The organism is Pedococcus sp. P2_D7 (assembly GCF_056404295.1).
In genome coordinates this window covers 470,420-489,145 of the sequence record NZ_JBFUEH010000002.1, presented here as the reverse complement: position 1 = coordinate 489,145, position 18,726 = coordinate 470,420, and the positions used below count along the sequence as shown (strand labels likewise).

The window sequence follows — 18,726 nt, the reverse complement described above, 5'->3', positions numbered from 1 at the left end:
CACAGCCGGTGGCGCCGGGAGCTCAGCTGCCGATGCGGGCGATGCATGCCGTGAGCCGGTCGTGGTGTGCCTCGGCGACCGCCTTGAGGGTCTCGGCGTCGCGCGCGACGAACGCGTCGAGCATCTGCTGGTGGTCCTCGCGCATGCCGGCCCGGTCCTGCTCGGTCGTGCGCATCATGGTCTGGACGGGCTCGGTGAGGTTCCAGGCGATGTCGAGCATGTGCAGGAGCCGCGGCATGCGACAGGGCGCCAGCAGGGCCTCGTGGAAGTCGCGACTGGCCCGCTGGAAGGCGGCCGCGTCGTCGGCGGCGACGGCACGGTCGAGGGCCTCGTGGATGGCGGCGGCGCGCGCATGGTCGGCTGGGGCGGACTGGCGCACCGCCACCTCGAGCGCGGCCGCCTCGAGGGCGCCGCGCACGACGTAGAGCTCGTCGAGCTCGGTCTGCGACAGGGCGGTGACCGTGTAGCCGAGCCGGGGCTGGTGTTCGAGCAACCCTTCACCGAGCAGCGTCTTGAGTGCCTCACGCACGGGGATCAGGCTCACCCCGAAGAAGGCCGCCACGTCGTCGAGCGGGATCGGGCTGCCTGGTGGCACGGCACCCGAGGCGATCACCCGACGCAGCTCGGAGAGCACCTGCGGGCCGGAGACATAGGCGTCCTCACGGGTGAGCAGGCTGACGATGCCCGACTGCCGCCTGGGCTGTGTCATCGCCGCACTCCTCGACCCGTCACAGGACCATCATGCCCACCTAGACGAGCTGACGGCTGAGGACCGCGTGGCGGTTGACGTCCTTGTAGAGCAGGTAGCGGAACCGACCGGGACCACCGGCGTAACAGGCTTGCGGACAGAACGCGCGCAGCCACATGAAGTCACCCTCCTGCACCTCGACCCAGTCGTTGTTGAGCAGGTAGACCGCCTTGCCCTCGAGGACGTAGAGGCCGTGCTCCATCACATGGGTCTCGGGGAACGGGATCGCCCCGCCCGGCTCGAAGTTGACGATGTTGACGTGCATGTCGTGCCGCACGTCGCTCGGGTCGACGAACCGCTGGGTGGTCCAGACCCCGTCGGTGCCGGGCATCTCGCCACCCTCGACGTCGGCCTCGTTCGTCACGAAGGCCTCGGGCACGTCGATCCCGTCGACGACCTGGTAGGCCTTGCGGATCCAGTGGAACGTCGCCGTCGCGTCGCCGCGGTTGTGCAACGTCCACTCCTGGCCCGGTGGGAGGAACGCGTAGCCGCCCGCACCCAGCTCGTGCGTCTGATCCCCGAGGGTCAGGGTCAGCCCGCCCGCCACGACGAAGAGGACGCCCTCGGCGCCAGGGTCCGCCTCGGGCCGGTCGGAGCCGCCGCCGGGCGAGACCTCGACGATGTACTGCGAGAACGTCTCCGCGAAACCGGACAGCGGCCGGGCGATGACCCACAGCCGTGTGGCGTCCCAGAACGGCAGGTTGCTGGTGACGATGTCGGTCATCGTCCCCCGCGGCAGGACGGCATACGCCTCGGTGAACACCGCCCGGTCCGTGGTCAGCTGCGTCTGCGGCGGCAGGCCGCCGGCGGGGACGTAGTAAGGAGTGGTCGGGTAGCGGGGGGTGGTCATCGCTGTCCTCTCGTCAGGAGCCGACCGCGCGGGTCGGCCTCGATGTCGACCGGTATGCCGTGCAGCCAGGTCTGGCGCACCGCCCCGGTGAGCGTGCGGCCGGCATACGCCGACACGGGGTTCTTGTGTCGAAGGGAGGCGACGTCGACGGTGAACGACTCGTCGGGGGCGAAGACGACCAGGTCGGCCGTGGCGCCGACGGCGATCCGCCCGCGGTCGCCGAGCTCCACCTGGTCGGCCGGCCCCACTCCCATCCAGCGCACGACGTCGACGAGTGAGTGTCCTCGCTCGCGGGCCTCGGTCCAGACGGCGGGGAGGCCGAGCTGGAGGCCGGCGATCCCGCCCCACGCCTCGCCGAAGTCGCCGGAGTCGAACCGCTTGAGGTCCTCGGTGCACGGCGAGTGGTCCGACACGACGGTCCGGATCACGCCGCTCGCGAGCCCGGCCCAGAGCCGGTCGCGGTTGTCGTGCTCGCGGATCGGGGGGCAGCACTTGAACTGCGTTGCGCCGTCGGGGATCTCCTCGGCGTCGAGGGTGAGGTAGTGCGGGCAGGTCTCGACCGACAGTCGCAGGCCCTCGGCCTGGGCCCGGGCGATCAGCGGGATCGCGTCGGCGTCCGACAGGTGCAGGATGTGCGCCCGCCCGCCGGTCTCGCGGGTCGCGTCGATCACCTCGGCGATGGCCCGCTCTTCGGCCTCCTTGGGACGCGAACCCAGGAACCCGGCATACCCCTGGCCGTGCGGCTGGGGTGACGAATCGATGGTCTGCTCGTCCTCGGCGTGCACGATGACGAGCGCGTCGAACGTCGCAGTCTCCGCCAGGGCTTCGCGCAGCTCGGATGCCGACAGGTGGGGGAACTCGTCGACGCCCGAGTGCAGGAGGAAGCACTTGAAGCCGAAGACGCCGGCCTCGTGGAGCGGACGCAGGTCGGGCAGGTTGCCGGGCACGGCACCGCCCCAGAACCCCACGTCGACGTAGGCCTGGTCGCGCGCGACGGCCCGCTTCTCCTCGAGCGCGGCGACCGTGGTGGTCGGCGGGATCGAGTTGAGGGGCATGTCGATGATCGTCGTGACGCCACCGGCCGCCGCGGCGCGGGTGGCACTGGCGAAGCCCTCCCAGTCGGTGCGCCCGGGTTCGTTGACGTGGACGTGGGCGTCCACCAGGCCGGGGAGCAGCACCTCGTCGTCGGCCAGCTCGACCACGCGGGCGCCGGGCACCTCGCTGTCGTAGGGGTCGACCGCGACGATCCGTCCGTCCGCGACGGAGACCGCGACCGCGATCTCCGCGCCGTCGACGACGGCACGCCTCGCCCGCAGGACCACCTCTGCCGTCACACCAGACCTCTTCCCGGAGCCGTGCACCGAACCTGTCATGACCGTAATCCCTGCCTCAGCTCGCCGCTGCCGGCGCGGCGGAACGAGCATGGTCCATGACCCGGCTCCGCTGGGTGCCGAGCACCCCGCCATCCGCGCACACGACGTCGCCGTGGCGCAGGTAGGGGCGCGGCTCCGGCTGGCCCATGGCCACTCCCGCCGGGGTGCCGGTGATGACCAGGTCGCCCGGCTCGAGCGTCATGATCCCGCTGACGTAGCAGAGCAGCTCGGCGACGGAGAAGAGCATGTCGCCGGTCGAGCCGTCCTGCCGCAGCGTGTCGTTCACCGACATTCGCAGCCGGACGTCGGAGGGGTCACCGAGCTCGTCGGGGGTGACCAGCCACGGCCCGACGGGGCAGAAGGTGTCGGCCGACTTGCCCTTGGTCCAGGTGCCGCCGCGCTCGAGCTGGAGCGCCCGGTCGGAGACGTCGTGCGCCAACACGTAGCCGGCGACAGCCCGCAGGGCTCGGGCCTGGTCGCGCTCGTCCTTGAGCGGCGAGCCGAGGACGACCCCCAGCTCCACCTCGTAGTCGGTCGTGACCGACTGCGGCAGCATCCTGATGTCGTCGGTCGGCCCGCACACCGAGGTCGGCGCCTTGAGGAAGACGACCGGCTCGGTGGGCAGCGGCACGCGGGCCTCGGCGGCGTGGTCGCGGTAGTTGAGCCCGATGCCGACGACCTTGCCGGGACGGGTGAAGGGGGCACCGAAACGCAGGTCGCCACCACCCGGGAGGCGGTGCAGCGCAGTGGTTTCGACCGTGTCGAGCCTGCCGAGGAAGGTGGCGTCGACATCCTGCGTCACGGTCGACAGGTCGAGAAGCGCGCCGTCGTCGGCGACCACCACCGGGCGCTCGGCCCCGGGTGGACCGACCCTGGCGAACCTCACCGCGCACCGCCCAGGTGCTCGCGCGCGATGCGCGCACCGATCCGCTCCAGCAGTGGCCCGGGCGCGTCCAGCGCCTCCTGCCGAGTGGCGCCTTCGTCGACGAGCGCGTATGCCGCGTGCAGGCCTGCCGCTCCCAGCTCGGCAGGCGTGAGCGAGACCTGACCGGCCACCGCGACGGCGGGTACACCCTTGTCGCGGGCCAGCGCGGCCACGGCCGCAGGGGCCTTGCCGTGCAGGGTCTGGGCATCCAGGGAGCCCTCGCCGGTCACGACGAGGTCGGCTCCGGCGACGGCGTCCGGCAGGCCGGTCAGCTCGAACACGAGCTCGGCCCCCGGTCGGGTCGTCGCGCCGAGGACGGCCATCAGCCCGAAGCCGACCCCTCCTGCGGCTCCGGCCCCTGGCTCGTCCCGTCGGTCGGCGCCGGTGGTCCGCCCCACGAGGTCGGCCCAGCGGGTCATCGCGGAGTCCAGCAGCTCGACGTCTCCGGGACCGGCGCCCTTCTGCGGGCCGTAGACCGCTGCGGCCCCACGACCGCCGGTCAGGGGGTTGTCGACGTCGCAGGCCACGACCAGCTCGGCCCCGGCCAGGCCGGGGTGGAGTCCGCTCAGGTCGAGCCGGCTCGCCTCGAGCAGCGCAGCCCCGCCTCCTGCGACCTCACCGCCGGTCGCGGTGTGGATCGTGGCGCCCAGCGCCTGCAGCAGACCAGCCCCGCCGTCGGTGCACGCACTCCCGCCGATGGCGACGACGACCCGACGCGCGCCCGCGTCCAGGGCAGCGGCGATCAGCTCGCCGGTGCCCCTGCTCGTGGCCGTGAGCGGCGCGGTCCGGCGGCCCGGCAGCTGCGCCAGCCCCGAGACCTCGGCCAGCTCGACCACCGCCTCGCTGCCGCGGACCCCGTAGGCCGAGTCACACGGCATACCCGTCGGGCCGGTGGCCCGCACCGACACCCGGGTGAACCCGGCAGCAACGGCCGCGGCGAGGGTGCCGTCGCCCCCGTCGGCGACGGGGACGACGACCACCTCGACGTCGGGCCGGACCGAGCGCAGGCCGTTCGACAGGTGCCTCGCGACCTCGGCGGCCGTCAGGGTGCCCTTGAACTTGTCGGGGGCGAGCAGGACGCGGGGCATCGACAGCCCTAGTCCAGGTTGGCGAAGAGCGCGGTCGGGGCGTCGGCGCCGCCGGCGGCCAGCTCCTCGAACTCGGTGACGCCGTCGATGGACAGACCCATCGAGACGTTGGTGACGCGCTCGAGGATGACCTCGACGACGACCGGCACGCGGTATTCCTGCGCCATGGCCTTCGCCTTCTCCAGGGCGGAGTGGATCTCCTCGGGGTCGAAGACGCGGATCGCCTTGCAGCCCAGTCCTTCGACGACCTTGACGTGGTCGACGCCGTAGCCGGCGACCTCGGGGCTGTTGATGTTGTCGAACGACAGCTGGACGCAGTAGTCCATGTCGAAGCCGCGCTGGGACTGTCGGATCAGGCCGAGGTAGGCGTTGTTCACGAGGACGTGGATGTAGGGGATGTTGAACTGCGCCCCGACCGCCAGCTCCTCGATCATGAACTGGAAGTCGTAGTCGCCGGAGAGGGCGACGACGGTCTCGTCCGGGACCGCCGTGGCGACCCCCAGCGCGGCCGGGACCGTCCAGCCGAGCGGGCCCGCCTGCCCCGCGTTGATCCAGTGCCGGTCCTTGTAGACGTGCAGCAGCTGGGCCGCCTGGATCTGGGACAGGCCGATCGTCGAGACGTAACGGACGTCCTTGCCGAAGGCGCGGTTCATCTCCTGGTAGACCCGCTGCGGCTTGATCGGTGTGACGTCGAAGTTGGTCTTGCGCCACATGGTCGCCTTGCGGTCGCGGCAGGACTGCGCCCACGCGGTGCGGTCGGCCAGGCGACCGGCCTCGCGGCGCTCGCGCGCCACCTCGACGAAGAGCTGCAGCGCCGCCTTCGCATCGGAGACGATCCCGTAGTCGGGCGCGAAGACCCGCCCGATCTGGGTCGGCTCGATGTCGACGTGCACGAAGGTGCGGCCCTTCGTGTAGATCTCGACGTCACCGGTGTGGCGGTTGGCCCAGCGGTTGCCGATGCCCAGGACGAAGTCCGACTCGAGCATGGTGGCGTTGCCGTAGCGGTGGCTGGTCTGCAGACCGACCATGCCGGCGTTGAGCTCGTGGTCGTCGGGGATGGTGCCCCAGCCCATGAGGGTGGGGATGACGGGGACACCGGTCAGCTCGGCGAGCTCGACCAGCAGGTCGGCGGCGTCGGCGTTGATGATCCCGCCACCCGCGACGATCAGCGGTCGCTCGCTCGCCGCCAACAGGTCGAGAGCCTTCTCGACCTGGGGGCGGGTGGCGGCCGGCTTGTAGGTCGGCAGCGGCGCGTAGGTCTCGACGTCGAACTCGATCTCGGCCATCTGGACGTCGATGGGCAGGTCGATCAGCACCGGGCCGGGGCGTCCCGAACGCATCAGGTGGAATGCCTGCTGGAACGTGCCGGGGACCTGGGCCGGCTCGAGGACCGTGACGGCCATCTTGGTGAGCGGCTTGGCGATCGAGGCGATGTCGACGGCCTGGAAGTCCTCCTTGTGCAGCTTGGCGACCGGCGCCTGGCCGGTGATGCACAGGATCGGGATCGAGTCGGCGCTGGCCGAGTAGAGCCCGGTGATCATGTCGGTGCCGGCGGGACCGCTGGTGCCGACGCAGACCCCGATGTTGCCCGCCCTGGCCCGGGTGTAGCCCTCAGCCATGTGGGAGGCGCCCTCGACGTGGCGGGCGAGCGTGTGGTGCAGGCCGCCGTTGGTCTTCATCGCCTTGTAGAAGGGGTTGATCGCGGCTCCGGGCAGGCCGAAGACGTTCGTCACGCCTTCCTTCTTGAGGATCTCGACGGCCGCTTGGGCCGCAGTCATGCGTGCCATGGTGGTGCTCCTGGTTCTGGCCCCACTTTCCCCGGTTCGAGGTAATCCGCTGCCGGATCTGGGTAGCGGATTACCTCGAACGGGGAGAGCAGGTCGGGTGGGACGGGAGGTTCAGGGACGTTCGGGGAGGGTCAGGTGGTCTGCCCGGAGAGGCGCTGCACGCCACGCAGGAGGGCCGAGTGGTCGAGGCCGCCGTCGCCGTTCGCACGGGCCGAGGCCATCAGCTGGGCCACGAGCCCGCCGAGGGGTACGACCACCCCGGCCTCACGCGCGGCACTGGTCACGATCCCGAGGTCCTTGTGGTGCAGGTCGATCCGGAAGCCCGGCTCGAAGGACTTCTTCGCCATGTTGTCGCGCTTCTGGTCGAGCACCTTGGAGCCGGCCAGCCCGCCGCCGAGCACGTCGAGGGCAGGGCCGAGGTCGACGCCATAGGCCTCGAGGAAGACGACCGCCTCGGCCAGGGCCTGGATGTTGGCCGCCACGATGAGCTGGTTGGCGGCCTTGACCGTCTGCCCCGCTCCGTTGCCGCCCACGTGGACGATCGTTGTTCCGACCGCGTCGAAGAGCGGCTTGGCCTCGGCGAAGTCGTCGGCCGAGCCACCGACCATGATGGACAGGGCGGCGTTCCTGGCGCCCGCCTCACCGCCGGAGACCGGAGCGTCGAGGAGCCGGAACCCCTTGTCCTGAGCGGCCTTCGCGAGGTCGACGGTCACGTCGGGGCGGATGCTGGAGAAGTCGATCACCAGGGTGCCCTCCTTGGCGTTGGCGAAGACGCCGTCCTCACCCAGCAGGACGTCCTGCACGTCGGGGCTGTCGGGGACCATGACCGCGACCACCTGGGCGTCGCGGACGGCGTCGGCGACCGACGCCGCTGCGGTGCCACCGGCGTCCACGAGCGGCTGGGTCTTGTCGGGATGCAGGTTGTAGCCGATGACGTCGTGCCCGGCAGCCTGGAGGTGGACAGCCATGGGGCTGCCCATGATGCCGAGTCCGATGAAGGCGATGGTGGTCATGTCGTGCTCCTTGGTGGTCGTGCTGGTGTGACTGGGGTGGGTCAGGCGCCGCGGCGTTCGCGCGGCAGCCAGCCGAAGCTCTCGGGGGTGGTCGCGGTGGTGGGCTTGTACTCCAGACCCACCCACCCGGCATACCCGCGCTCGGCGAGCGCGCCGAGGTGGCGCTGCAGGTCGAGGCCTCCGGAGCCGGGCTCCCCGCGTCCGGGGGCGTCGGCGATCTGCACGTGTGCCGTGCGGTCGGCGAAGGCGGTGATGGCGGCGTCGAGGTCGTCGCCGTTGGCGGCCAGGTGGTAGAGGTCGAGGAGGAAGCCGACGTTGCTCGCGCCCGTCGCGCGCACGTCATCGACGACCGCGACGGCGTTGGCCGCGGTGCGCAGCGGGTAGGGCTTGGGACCGCTGACCGACTCGACGAGGACGGTCGCCCCGATGCGGTCTGCAGCCTTGGCGGCGAAGGCGATCGACTCGCGGCCGAGCTCGTCCTGCTCCTGCGCCGACGCGCCCTCGACGCGGTTGCCGAAGAGGGCGTTGAACGCCCCGACGCCGAGCCGCTCGCCGATGCCGACCGTGACGTCGACGTTGTCACGGAACTGCTGCACGCGGTCGGGGATGGAGAGGACTCCACAGTCAGGACCGGCCAGGTCGCCGGCGAAGAAGTTGAGGCCCACCAGCTGCACCCCCGCGTCCTCGATGGCGCCGACGAAGGCATCGACCTCGCGGTCACCGGGCGCCGGCTGGTCGGGCCAGGGCCACCAGAACTCGACGGCGTCGAAGCCTGCGGCCTTCGCGGCGGCGGGCCGCTCGAGGAGCGGCAGCTCGGTGAACAGGATCGAGCAGTTCACCTCGTAACGCAGTCCGTGGTCCGTCACGATATCTCCTTCATTTCCGTATTGTGGAATTGCTTTTCCGATTAGTGAGAGAGTAAGCGTCATTCCGCCCGAGCGTCAAGACCGCACGGGCGGTCGTCTCAGCGCGTGGCGGAGATATATCCGGAGGCGTCGCGGTGTCGCGCGAACCACCGCTCCCCCCATGAGACCGCCTGTGCCGCAAGCGATTGCTCGTCGGCCGTGACGGCGGTCGCCATGGTTACGACCCTCGGTAGGTGGAGTAGCCGAACGGGTTGAGCAGGACTGGCACGTGGTAGTGCTGGTCGGCGTCGGCGATGGTGAAGACCACCACCACCTCCGGGTAGAAGGCCTCGACGCCGCGCGCCGCGAAGTACCCACCCGAGGCGAACCGGAGCCGGTAGTCGCCGGCCTCCAGCCGCTCCGGCCCGATGGTGCCGATACGACCGTCCCCGTCGGTGATGCCGTCGCCGATCGCCTGGGCGTCAACGGTTTCCAGCACCACGGTGATGCCGGCGGCGGGCTTGCCGAGGCTGGTGTCGAGGACGTGCGTGCTGAGGGTTCCCATCAGAAGGCCACCTGTCGGAGTCGGAGCAGCGCGATCTCGCGCAGCTGGGTCACGGTCTCTTCACGCTCGGCGTCGTCGTCGTTGCCGAGCCGTCGGTCGAGCTCGGCGAGGATCTCGGCAGCGGATCGACCGGCGGCCCGGATGAGGAACACCCGGTCGAAGCGTGCCTCGTATGCCGCGTTGCCCGCTGCGAGCGCGCTGGCCACCACGGCATCGGCCGGGTCCACCCCGGCCTGCTCGCGCGCACTGGCGGCCACGTTGTGGTGCCGGCTCGCAGCCCGCTCACCGATCCGCGGGTGCCCGGCCAGCGCCGCCTCCAGCTCCTCGTCGTCGAGGTGCTGGGCGGCGGCGCCGGCGGTCGCTTCGAGCTCCGGCCACGCGGCATACGGTCGACCGTCGCGGACGGCGGCCACCCACCTGGGCACCGGGAGGCACGCGGTCAGCTGCTCCTCCAGCTCCGACGCAGGCAGCGTGTTGAGGCGCTCGAGGGTCATCAACCCTCCACGAAGCGGGTGCGGGCGGAGTGGATCGGATTGGCGTCGGCCACGAGGTCATCAAACCGGTAGCCGGCGATCTTGGCGATCTCCACGAGTGCCGAGGCGTGTTCCTGCGCCTGGGAGTTGTTGAGCCGCTCCCAGCCCGTGCGCACGACCTGGTCGAAGGAGTCGCGGTCGCGCACACACGTCACGAGGGGGAACCCGAACCGGTCGCGGTACTGGGAGGTGAGCTCGGCCAGCTCGCCGTGGCCCTTCTCGTCGAGCCGGGTGAGGCCGAGCGAGGACTGGTCACGGAGGGAGTCGGGCCCTTCGTCACCCTCGGCCACGCTGTCGGCGCCGAGGTCGGGGTAGGAGTCGATCAACTGGCGCTGCTCGTCCTCGTTGGCCGAGAAGAGCGCCTCCTGGAAGGCCCGCCGCAAGTCGCTGGTGTCGCTGAACGGCCGCGAGTCGAAGGCCCGCTCGACCACCCAGCGCGGCCCCTGGAAGAGGCTGCCGAACGTGTCGGCGAAGTCCTCGCGCGACATCTGGTTGACCTCGCTGAGGCGCACCAGGGAGCCCGGCGCGCCGGCCACGGCCGGACCACGGTTGGACCCGATGTGGTGGAAGAGGAAGTTCAGCACGATGGCGGTGATCGAGCCGAGGGTGATCCCCGAGCCGAGGATGATCTGAGCCCAGTCCGGGACCGCCTTGGCGACGTCGGGCTGCGCGGTGACGTACATCGCGAGGCCGACCGCGGTGGCGACGATGACGACGTTGCGGTGGTCGTGGAAGTCGACCCGCGACAGGGTCTGGAAGCCCACCACGGCCACGGTCGCGAACATCGCCAGTGCGGCCCCACCCAACACCGGGTGCGGGATGCCGGCCACGATGGCACCGGCCTTGGGGATCAGGCCGATGACGACCATGATCAGCCCGGCGGTTGCGACGACGTAGCGGCTCTTGACCCGGGTCAGTCGCACCAGGCCGACGTTCTCGGCGAAGCAGGTGTAGGGGAACGAGTTGAAGACCCCACCGATCGTGGTGGCCAGGCCGTCGGCGCGCAGGGCGCGGGCGATGTCGTCCTTGCCGATCCGCTTCTCGACGATCTCACCGGTCGCGAACACGTCGCCCGTGGTCTCGACGGCGGTGATGAGCATGACGACGATCATCGAGATGATCGCGGCCACCGAGAACCTGGGCCAGCCGAAGTGGAACGGCGTGGTGACCCCGATCCAGCCCGAGCCCGACACCGAGTCGAAGTGGGCGTCACCGAGGATCCAGGCGATGACGGTGCCGACCACCAGGCCGATGAGGACGGCCACGGTGGCCATGAAGCCCTTGAAGATCCGCTGGATCGCGACGATGAGGGCGAGGGTGCCCAGGGCGTAGGCGAGGTTGCGGCCGCTCGTGGGGTCGAGGGTCGGGCCGGCGCCACCGGCGGCGTCTGCAGCCGCGACCGGCAGGAGCGCCAGGCCGATGATCGTGATCACCGATCCGGTCACGACCGGCGGGAAGTAGCGGATCAGCTGGCTGAAGTAGGGGGCGACGAGGAAGGTGAACAGACCCGCCACGATCACCGCCCCGTAGATCACGAGCAGGCCGTCGGTGCCACCGCCCGCGGCCATGCCGATGGCGATCATCGGCGAGACGGCGGTGAACGTGACCCCTTGCAGGAGAGGCAGTTTCACACCGACCTTCCAGAACCCGATGGACTGGATGATCGACGCGATGCCGCACGTGAAGAGGTCGGCGTTGATGAGGTGGATGAGCTCCTGGGTCGACAGGCCGATGGCGCTGGCCAGGAGGATCGGCACGATGACCGCGCCGGCGTAGAACGCCAGCACGTGCTGGAAGCCGTAGATCGCGAGCTTCGGGATCGGCAGGACCTCGTCGACCGGGTGGCGGGAGGCGCGCTGGGACTGGGGTGTTGCGGTGGCTGCGCTCATGACAGGCACCTTTCGGGAGGCTCCGGGAGGAGGGGGTGCAGGAGGGCGTGCAGGAGGGGGTGCAGGAGGGCGTGCAGGAGGGGGTGCAGGAGAAAGGCGTGCGGGAGAACGGCGTGCTCGACGTCGTGACCGGCCGGTCGGGGTTCCCTGCGAGGAGCTGCGAAGCGACGCGGGCGGTGGTCAGATCGTGGTGCGGTGGTGCGGTGGTGCGGTGGTGCGGTGGTGCGTTGGTGCGTCAGCAGAATCCGGGCACGGTGAGCCAGGCGTCGCCGGCGTCCGAGCCGTTCTCACGCTGGACAGTGGCCTCGATCAGCCCGTAGGGACGGTCGGCGGCGATGAACACCTCGCCCGGGTTGTCCAGCCCGAACGGGGCCAGGTCGACCAGGAAGTGGTGCTTGTTGGGGGCGGAGAACTTGATCTCGGCGACCTCGGGGTGGGCGGACAGCACGGCCGAGCCCATCGCATAGAGGCTCTCCTGCAGCGCGCGGCTGTAGGTCGTCGCAAACGTCTCGAGGAGGAGCGACCGCACGTCGTCGAACGACTTGTTCCAGTCGACGCCCTCGGTGGACTCGTAGCGCCAGCGCGCCACGAGGGACGTCGCGAGGATCCGGTCGTCGGTCTCCTTCAGCGTCGTGTACTCGTCCCTGAGGTAGCCCTTGAACTCCGAGCCGGTCGACTTGAGGACGACGAGGTCCTTCACGCCGGACACGACCCAGGCGCGCGGCTCGTCGCCCCTGCGGTCGCGGGTCACGACCGTGGTGCGTACCTCGCCGCCGCGCTTCACGAACGCATGGTCATGGCCGGTGCCCCCGACCTCGATGCGGTCCCACGCGTACTCCTCGACCTCGATCCGGCTGGCGGTCGCGGCGGGGGTGACGTCGAGGAAGCGCTGTCCGAGGGTGAGGGCGTAGTCCTCCGGGGAGGTGACGCCGTGCTCCTTGGCGAACGCGAAGGCGGTGTTCTTCTGGGTGTCAGTGGGCAGGACGCTGGCCTGGTCACCGGTGGTGTGCGCCTCGGTGAAGTCGCCGCGCAGGGCGGTCGACACGTTGAGGTCGCGGATCTCGTGGCGGGCGGTGTCGCGGTAGACGCGGACGACGCGGTTCTCCGCCTTGCCGTACTGGTTGGGTCCGAGGACGAAGCTCATGGTGCTCCTTGCGGTGCCCGTCGACCCTGGGGTGGGTCGGCAGTGGGTGCGCGGTGGCTTCCAGGAGATCCGGAGGTCTTCCGAATGGTGGAAACCCGTTTACGAATGATGGAACAATAAACGCCGCGTTGTGACCGAGTCAACACTTTGTTGAAAATCAGGGTGGTGAAGTTCAGGGGCGTGCGACGAGCGGTCGCCCAGGTCCCAGCTCTCGGGCTCGCGGCCGCCCGGAGCCCGAGAGCTGGGCTCTCGCGGCACCAAAGACCACCGAGGTATGCCGCGTCAGCCGGTGGGCTCGGCCGCGGAGTCGCGGATTCGGTTGAGGTAGTTGTAGACGGTGAAGCGGGTCAGGCCCAGGGCCTCCGCGACCGTCTCCGCGCTGCGGCGCATCTCGAAGGCCCCGCGCTCCTCCAGCAGCCGCACCGCGTGCTGCTTCTCGGCGCGTGGCAGGGTCGCCAGCGAACCCCCGAGCTCGCGCTCCACGTCGGCGATGAGGCGCGACAGCCCGTCGGTGAAGTCCGTGGCACCAGCCGCAGGCGCACTGGCGGTGACCGCGTCCACGTCACCGAGGGTGAGGGTCACCCGGGTCGCGCCGTGGGACAGCGCCTCCTTGAGCGCCACGGCCACTGCGTCGACGACCACTTCGGCCTCGCCCTCGACCGACGTGCCGAGCGGTCCCAGGTCGGGTGACAACCCGGCATACCGGAGCGCGTCGGCGGACGCGGTGACGTGGGAGGGCAGCTGGTCGTCCTCGCCGTGGAACGGCTCGGTCGTGAACTCCACCCGCACGCGCATGCGGCCAACCTACCCGCGTCGCCCGCGGAGGTCAGCGAGGCGCAGTCAGCGAGGCGCAGTCAGCGCCGCCGCGGCGGACGGGGCGGTCAGGCGGACGGGGCGGTCAGGCGGGCGAGCGGTGGGCCAAGCGGTCGATGGCAGCACGGTCCAGACCGGTCAGGGCCTGCACCTCCTGCTCGTCGGTGGCGCCGCAGTCGAGCGCGCGGACGACGAAGTCGGACAGGGCACGGGCCGTGGCGGGCTCGTCCATGACCCCCGAATCCACTTGTCCCACATAGTTCTTCAGCCGTTGGCCGGCCACGGGCAGGCCTTCGCGGTAGAAGGCGTAGGTCGCGAGGAACCGGCTCGGCAGCTGGGCTGGATGCAGGTCCCAGCCCTGGTAGTAGCCGCGCTCGAGCGAGCGTCGCACGAGGCGTCCGTGCAGCCGCCAGGCCGCCACCACCTGGTCGTGGTCGCCGACCGGCAGCACGTTGGTGGAGCCGTCGGACAGGTGCACCCCGGTGCCGGCCGCGGCGACCTGCATGACCGCCTTGGCGTGGTCAGCGGCGGGGTGCTCCATCGACTGGTAGGCCGCGGCGATGCCGCAGGAGGCGGAGTAGTCGTAGGTGCCGTAGTGCAGGGAGGTGCAGCGGCCCGCCGAGGCGTGCACCATGCGGGCCACCAGCGCGGTGCCGTCGGGCCCCCCGATCGCCTGCGGGGTCTCGACCTGGATCTCGAACCGGATCGCCCCGGGCGACAGCCCGACGCCCTGCTCGACCTGCTCGCAGGCGACGACCATCGCCTCGACCTGGTCGACGGACGTGACCTTGGGGAAGGTCACCACGAACCCCTCCGGCAGCGCACCGTCGCGGGTCACGGCCTCGACGAACCGGGCGAACGTGCGCAGCCCCCGCCGCCGGGTCGGCGCCTCGAAGCTCTTGAAGCGGATGCCGTTGAAGGCAGTCGCGTTCCCGGTGTCGACGGCGTGCAGGAGAGCCGCGGCCGCGGCGTCCACGGCTGCATCCTCCTCGTCGTCGGACCGCGCGCCGTAGCCGTCCTCGAAGTCGATCCGCAGGTCCTCGACGGCTTCGCGGTCGAGCTTTGCGCGCACCCGCTCGAGCAGGTCCGCCGCGAGGCCATCGGGCAGCCCGAAGGCCTCCGCGACGCCCTCGGCGCCCCCACCGTGCTCGTCCAGGGCAGCGACCGCCTCCTTCTGCCACCGGCCCACCAGCTCGGCGTCGTAGCGGTCGGCCGGCACGTAGACGGTGTGGACGGGCTGGCGCACCGGCCGCTCGCCGGGGAACCGCGCGGTCAGCTCGGCATCCGCATCCCGCAGGCGCTCGTCGAGGGCGCTGCCCAGCGCGGCCAGGTCCACGGTCATCGGGTCGACGCCTCACTGCTGGCGGCGGAGCCGGTATGCCGGGCGGCCGGGTCGGCGTGCCGCCCTCCGGCTGCGTGTCGCACCGCAGCAGCCACGGCTGGTGCGACGTTGGCGTCGAAGACGCTCGGCACGATGTAGCTGGCATTGAGCTCGTCGGGGTGGACGCAGTCGGCGATGGCCGACGCTGCGGCGATCATCATCTCGTCGGTGATGTCCCGCGCGCCGGCGTCGAGCAGGCCCCGGAAGAACCCCGGGAAGGCCAGCACGTTGTTGATCTGGTTGGCGTAGTCGGACCGGCCCGTGGCGACCACGGCGGCGTGGTGGCTCGCCGCGACGGGGTCGACCTCGGGGTCGGGGTTGGCCATGGCGAAGACGATGGCCTTCTCGGCCATGCCCGCGATGTCGTCGCCATCGAGGAGGTTCGGTGCCGAGACGCCGATGAAGACGTCGGCCCCGCGCAGCACCTCCTTGAGCGTCCCCGTCGTGCGGGAAGGGTTGGTGTTGCGGGCGATCCAGCCCCGGAACTCGTCGGCGTGGTCCGCTTCCGGGTCCAGGGCACCGCGGCGGTCGCAGCCGATGATGTCGGTGGCCCCCTGGGCGTCGAGCAGCCGGATGATGGCGTGTCCGGCGGCACCCACCCCGGAGACCACGATCCGCACGTCCTCCAGCTTCTTGTCGACGACGCGCAGCGCATTGCGCAGTGCCGCGAGGGTGACGATGGCGGTGCCGTGCTGGTCGTCGTGGAAGACGGGGATGTCGAGCTCATCACGCAGGCGCCGCTCGATCTCGAAGCAGCGGGGCGCGGAGATGTCCTCGAGGTTCACGCCACCGTAGACCGGGGCGAGCGCCTTGACGATCAGGATGATCTCCTCGACATCCTGGGTGTCGAGGCAGACCGGCCAGGCATCGACTCCGGCGAACTGCTTGAAGAGCGCAGCCTTGCCCTCCATCACCGGGAGGGCTGCGGCGGGGCCGATGTTGCCGAGGCCGAGGACCGCCGAGCCATCCGTCACGACGGCGACGGTGTTGCGCTTGATGGTGAGGCGGCGCGCGTCCTCGGGGTTCTCCGCGATGGCGAGGCAGACGCGAGCCACCCCGGGGGTGTAGGCGCGGGACAGGTCGTCGCGGTGCTTCAGCGGCACCTTGGGCACGACCTCGAGCTTGCCGCCGAGGTGCAGCAGGAAGGTGCGGTCGCTGACCTTGCGGACCGTGACCCCGGGGACTGCCGCGATCTCCGCGGTGATCCGGTCGGCGTGGTCGGCGTCGGAGGCGTTGCAGGTCACGTCCACGACCAGCTTGTCGCCGTGCGACTCCACGACGTCGAGGGCGGTGAGCGCCCCTCCCGCCGCAGCGACCGCGGCAGCGAGGACCCCAGTGGTGTCGATCGCGGCAGGCGCGTCGGCGCGCACGGTGATGGAGTATCCGGGGCTCGGTGCGGACATCACTCGACCTCAATCTTCCACGATACGGATTTCAAGTTCTGTGAAACGGAACTTTAGGACTGGTCGGCGTCAAGGACAAGTCTCGACCGGCTGACGGATACATTGCGTTCGTGACGACGACCGAGCTCGACGGTGGCACGGAGCGGGGGCCACTGCCACCGCGCGCGCTGATCGTCACCCTGCTCGGGCTCTACGTCCGCGAGTTCGGCGGCTGGATCAGCGTGAGCGCCCTGATCCGGCTGATGGCCGCGGCCGGGGTCGACGACCAGGCCGTGCGCTCGTCGCTGTCGAGGCTCAAGCGGCGCGGCATCGTCGATTCCGAGCGCCGCGGCGGCATGGCCGGCTACGCCCTGTCGGAGTACGCCCGCCACGTGCTCGAGGTCGGTGACCGCCGCATCTTCGCCCGCCCCGAGCCGCAGTCGCGCGACTGGGTCGTCGTCGTGTTCTCGGTGCCCGAGTCCGAGCGCCAGAAGCGGCACGCCCTGCGAGCCCGGCTGGCCTGGCTCGGCTTCGGCACGGTGTCCTCCGGCGTGTGGATCGCTCCCGGCCACCTCGCCGACGACGCGCGGGAGGTGCTCGTCGCCAACGGGCTCGACCTGTACGTCGACCTGTTCCGCGCCGAGTACGTCGCCTTCGGCGACCCCGCCGATAAGGTCGCCCAGTGGTGGGACCTCGATGCGTTGGGGCAGCTCTACACGGACTTCCTCGACGCCCACGAGCCGGCGCGCACGGAGTGGGCTGCGCACGACACGGTCGAGCCCGGGCCGCAGGCGTTCGCCGACTACATCCGGGCGCTCACCGCGTGGCGGCGGCTGCCCTACCTCGACCCCGGCCTGCCGGCCGACCTGCTCCCGGACTCGTGGTCCGGGACGAGGGCGGCCGAGACGTTCTTCGCCCTGCACCGGCTGCTCGCGGGCCCGGCCCACGACTTCGTCACCGCTGAGGCCGGAGCCGCTCGTCCGGGATGACTGCGACGCCGACGATCTCGATCAGGGCCTCGGGCTGCCAGAGGGCCGTCGTGCCGATGCCGGCCATCGCGGGGTAGACGGGGCCGGCCAGCTCGCGCCAGGCGCGGCCGATCTCGCGCCCGTGGGCCTGGTAGTCGGGGATGTCGGTGAGGTAGATCGTGATGCTCACGAGGTCCTCGGGGACGCCGCCGGCCTCGGCCAGGGTGGCGAGGACGTTGGAGAACGCCTGCCGGAACTGCTCGACGATGCCGCCCGGCACGATCTGCATCTGCGCGTCGAGGGCGGTCTGCCCGCCGAGGTAGAGCGTGTTGCCACTCAGCGTGCCGTGCGAGTAGCCGCTCGGCGCGGCCAGGGACGCGGGGTTGACGGGCACGGGGGTCAGCGGCTGGGACATCGAACCTCCAAGGTGTGGCCGGCGCGGATCGGGCTGGGCGTGCTTCGAGCCTAGCCCATCTATTGACGTTTGGCGACGATCGTGAAAATCTCGCTATATGCAGTTCGGCACCGTCGCCCACGAGGGGACCACGCACGCCGCGGCCCGCACCGCCGACGGCTGGCGGGCCCTCCCGGCCACCGACCTGTCCGCCCACCTCGCCGCGGGAGGCACCCTCGGCCCGGACACCCCGCTGGGCAAGCTGCTGTCCGGTGCCGAGCCGGTGGCCCCGCTCCCCCAGCCCGCCAAGGTGATCTGCTGCGGGCTCAACTACCGCGAGCACATCCTCGAGACCGGACGCGACCTGCCGAGCCACCCCACGCTGTTCGTCAAGTACGCCGACAGCCTCGTCGGGCCGGTCGACGACGTCTGCCTCCCCGCCGGCACCGACGTCGACTGGGAGGCCGAGCTGGCCGTCGTGGTCGGGGCGACGATCCGTGACGCCGACCGCACGACGGCCGCAGCCGCCATCGCCGGCTACACCGTGGCCAACGACGTGTCCGTGCGCGACTGGCAGTACCGCACGTTGCAGTGGTTCCAGGGCAAGGCCTGGGACGACTCGACCCCGACCGGCCCCGTGGTCGTCACCCCCGACGCGGTCGACCCCACGCAGGGCCTGACCATCACCTGCCGCGTCAACGGCGAGCAGGTGCAGCGCGACAGCACCGCCACCCTGGTCTTCGACTCCGCCGACCTCCTGGCCTACATCTCGACCTTCACGGTCCTGCGCCCCGGCGACCTGGTCCTCACGGGCACGCCCGGTGGTGTGGGCGTCGCCCGCGACCCGAAGCGGTTTCTCGCCGACGGCGACGTCCTCGAGACCGAGATCGAGGGGATCGGCCTGCTACGCAACACGATCCGCCTGACCAAACCCCGCCTGACCGCCACCTGACCGCACCTGCCCGACCGCACCTGCCCGACCGCACCTGCCCGCGACCGACGAAGGAGAGCCACCCGTGGAACCTGAC

At 70.9% G+C, this 18,726-nt stretch carries 18 protein-coding genes; 2 read left to right on the top strand and 16 right to left on the bottom strand.

The window, feature by feature from the left end; genetic code table 11:
- Positions 1-22: 22 nt before the first annotated feature.
- The 15 genes from AC1DWJ_RS05865 to AC1DWJ_RS05795 form a co-directional block, all read right to left on the bottom strand.
- Positions 23-709 carry a GntR family transcriptional regulator gene (locus tag AC1DWJ_RS05865; RefSeq protein WP_457256260.1) on the bottom strand — a complete coding sequence of 229 codons (687 nt, stop codon included), beginning with the start codon at positions 707-709 and terminating at the stop codon, positions 23-25.
- 40 nt (positions 710-749) lie between these two features.
- Positions 750-1,598 carry a bifunctional allantoicase/(S)-ureidoglycine aminohydrolase gene (locus AC1DWJ_RS05860; protein WP_457256258.1) on the bottom strand — a complete coding sequence of 283 codons (849 nt, stop codon included), beginning with the start codon at positions 1,596-1,598 and terminating at the stop codon, positions 750-752.
- Complete coding sequence (gene allB, locus AC1DWJ_RS05855) at positions 1,595-2,971, bottom strand: allantoinase AllB (protein ID WP_457256256.1); 1,377 nt, start codon at positions 2,969-2,971, stop codon at positions 1,595-1,597. Before allB ends, AC1DWJ_RS05860 begins: the two co-directional genes overlap by 4 nt.
- 16 nt (positions 2,972-2,987) lie before the next feature.
- Positions 2,988-3,857 carry a fumarylacetoacetate hydrolase family protein gene (locus tag AC1DWJ_RS05850; RefSeq protein WP_457256255.1) on the bottom strand — a complete coding sequence of 290 codons (870 nt, stop codon included), beginning with the start codon at positions 3,855-3,857 and terminating at the stop codon, positions 2,988-2,990.
- Positions 3,854-4,984, bottom strand: coding sequence for a glycerate kinase (locus tag AC1DWJ_RS05845; RefSeq protein ID WP_457256254.1), 1,131 nt, complete (start codon positions 4,982-4,984; stop codon positions 3,854-3,856). Before AC1DWJ_RS05845 ends, AC1DWJ_RS05850 begins: the two co-directional genes overlap by 4 nt.
- A gap of 8 nt (positions 4,985-4,992) precedes the next feature.
- A complete protein-coding gene (gene gcl / locus AC1DWJ_RS05840; RefSeq protein WP_457256253.1) occupies positions 4,993-6,771 on the bottom strand; it encodes a glyoxylate carboligase in 1,779 nt (592 codons plus the stop codon).
- A 131-nt stretch (positions 6,772-6,902) separates the two neighbouring features.
- Complete coding sequence (locus AC1DWJ_RS05835; RefSeq protein WP_477620368.1) at positions 6,903-7,829, bottom strand: 2-hydroxy-3-oxopropionate reductase; 927 nt, start codon at positions 7,827-7,829, stop codon at positions 6,903-6,905.
- The gene (locus tag AC1DWJ_RS05830) at positions 7,826-8,635 is read right to left on the bottom strand and encodes a hydroxypyruvate isomerase family protein (RefSeq protein WP_457256422.1); all 810 of its coding nucleotides are present in this window, start codon (positions 8,633-8,635) and stop codon (positions 7,826-7,828) included. The genes AC1DWJ_RS05835 and AC1DWJ_RS05830 overlap by 4 nt, the downstream gene beginning before the upstream one ends.
- 232 nt (positions 8,636-8,867) lie before the next feature.
- Positions 8,868-9,194: a hydroxyisourate hydrolase gene (gene uraH / locus AC1DWJ_RS05825; protein ID WP_457256251.1), complete on the bottom strand. Its 327-nt coding sequence runs from the start codon at positions 9,192-9,194 to the stop codon at positions 8,868-8,870.
- Positions 9,194-9,688 (bottom strand): 2-oxo-4-hydroxy-4-carboxy-5-ureidoimidazoline decarboxylase, encoded by a 495-nt coding sequence (gene uraD, locus AC1DWJ_RS05820; RefSeq protein WP_477620236.1) that lies wholly within the window; start codon positions 9,686-9,688, stop codon positions 9,194-9,196. Before uraD (AC1DWJ_RS05820) ends, uraH begins: the two co-directional genes overlap by 1 nt.
- Positions 9,688-11,616, bottom strand: coding sequence for a 2-oxo-4-hydroxy-4-carboxy-5-ureidoimidazoline decarboxylase (uraD, locus tag AC1DWJ_RS05815; protein WP_457256249.1), 1,929 nt, complete (start codon positions 11,614-11,616; stop codon positions 9,688-9,690). Before uraD (AC1DWJ_RS05815) ends, uraD (AC1DWJ_RS05820) begins: the two co-directional genes overlap by 1 nt.
- 235 nt (positions 11,617-11,851) lie before the next feature.
- Positions 11,852-12,760 (bottom strand): factor-independent urate hydroxylase, encoded by a 909-nt coding sequence (pucL, locus tag AC1DWJ_RS05810; RefSeq protein WP_457256247.1) that lies wholly within the window; start codon positions 12,758-12,760, stop codon positions 11,852-11,854.
- A 282-nt stretch (positions 12,761-13,042) separates the two neighbouring features.
- Positions 13,043-13,555, bottom strand: a complete 513-nt coding sequence (locus AC1DWJ_RS05805; protein ID WP_457256245.1) for a helix-turn-helix domain-containing protein — start codon at positions 13,553-13,555, stop codon at positions 13,043-13,045.
- Between the two features lie 103 nt (positions 13,556-13,658).
- Positions 13,659-14,915, bottom strand: a complete 1,257-nt coding sequence (locus AC1DWJ_RS05800) for a DUF6986 family protein (protein ID WP_457256243.1) — start codon at positions 14,913-14,915, stop codon at positions 13,659-13,661.
- Positions 14,912-16,357, bottom strand: coding sequence for an NAD-dependent malic enzyme (locus tag AC1DWJ_RS05795; protein ID WP_457256241.1), 1,446 nt, complete (start codon positions 16,355-16,357; stop codon positions 14,912-14,914). The genes AC1DWJ_RS05800 and AC1DWJ_RS05795 overlap by 4 nt, the downstream gene beginning before the upstream one ends.
- Positions 16,358-16,467: 110 nt before the next feature.
- Here AC1DWJ_RS05795 and AC1DWJ_RS05790 point away from each other — a divergent pair, with 110 nt between their 5' ends.
- The gene (locus tag AC1DWJ_RS05790) at positions 16,468-17,325 is read left to right on the top strand and encodes a PaaX family transcriptional regulator (RefSeq protein ID WP_457256239.1); all 858 of its coding nucleotides are present in this window, start codon (positions 16,468-16,470) and stop codon (positions 17,323-17,325) included.
- Here the strand turns inward: AC1DWJ_RS05790 and AC1DWJ_RS05785 are convergent.
- On the bottom strand, positions 17,291-17,719 hold the full coding sequence (locus tag AC1DWJ_RS05785; RefSeq protein ID WP_457256238.1) for a RidA family protein: 429 nt from the start codon (positions 17,717-17,719) through the stop codon (positions 17,291-17,293). The two genes, AC1DWJ_RS05790 and AC1DWJ_RS05785, sit on opposite strands and share 35 nt — an antisense overlap.
- A gap of 97 nt (positions 17,720-17,816) precedes the next feature.
- On the opposite strand from AC1DWJ_RS05785, the gene AC1DWJ_RS05780 reads away from it, so the two are divergent.
- Complete coding sequence (locus AC1DWJ_RS05780) at positions 17,817-18,650, top strand: fumarylacetoacetate hydrolase family protein (protein WP_457256236.1); 834 nt, start codon at positions 17,817-17,819, stop codon at positions 18,648-18,650.
- Positions 18,651-18,726 lie beyond the last annotated feature (76 nt).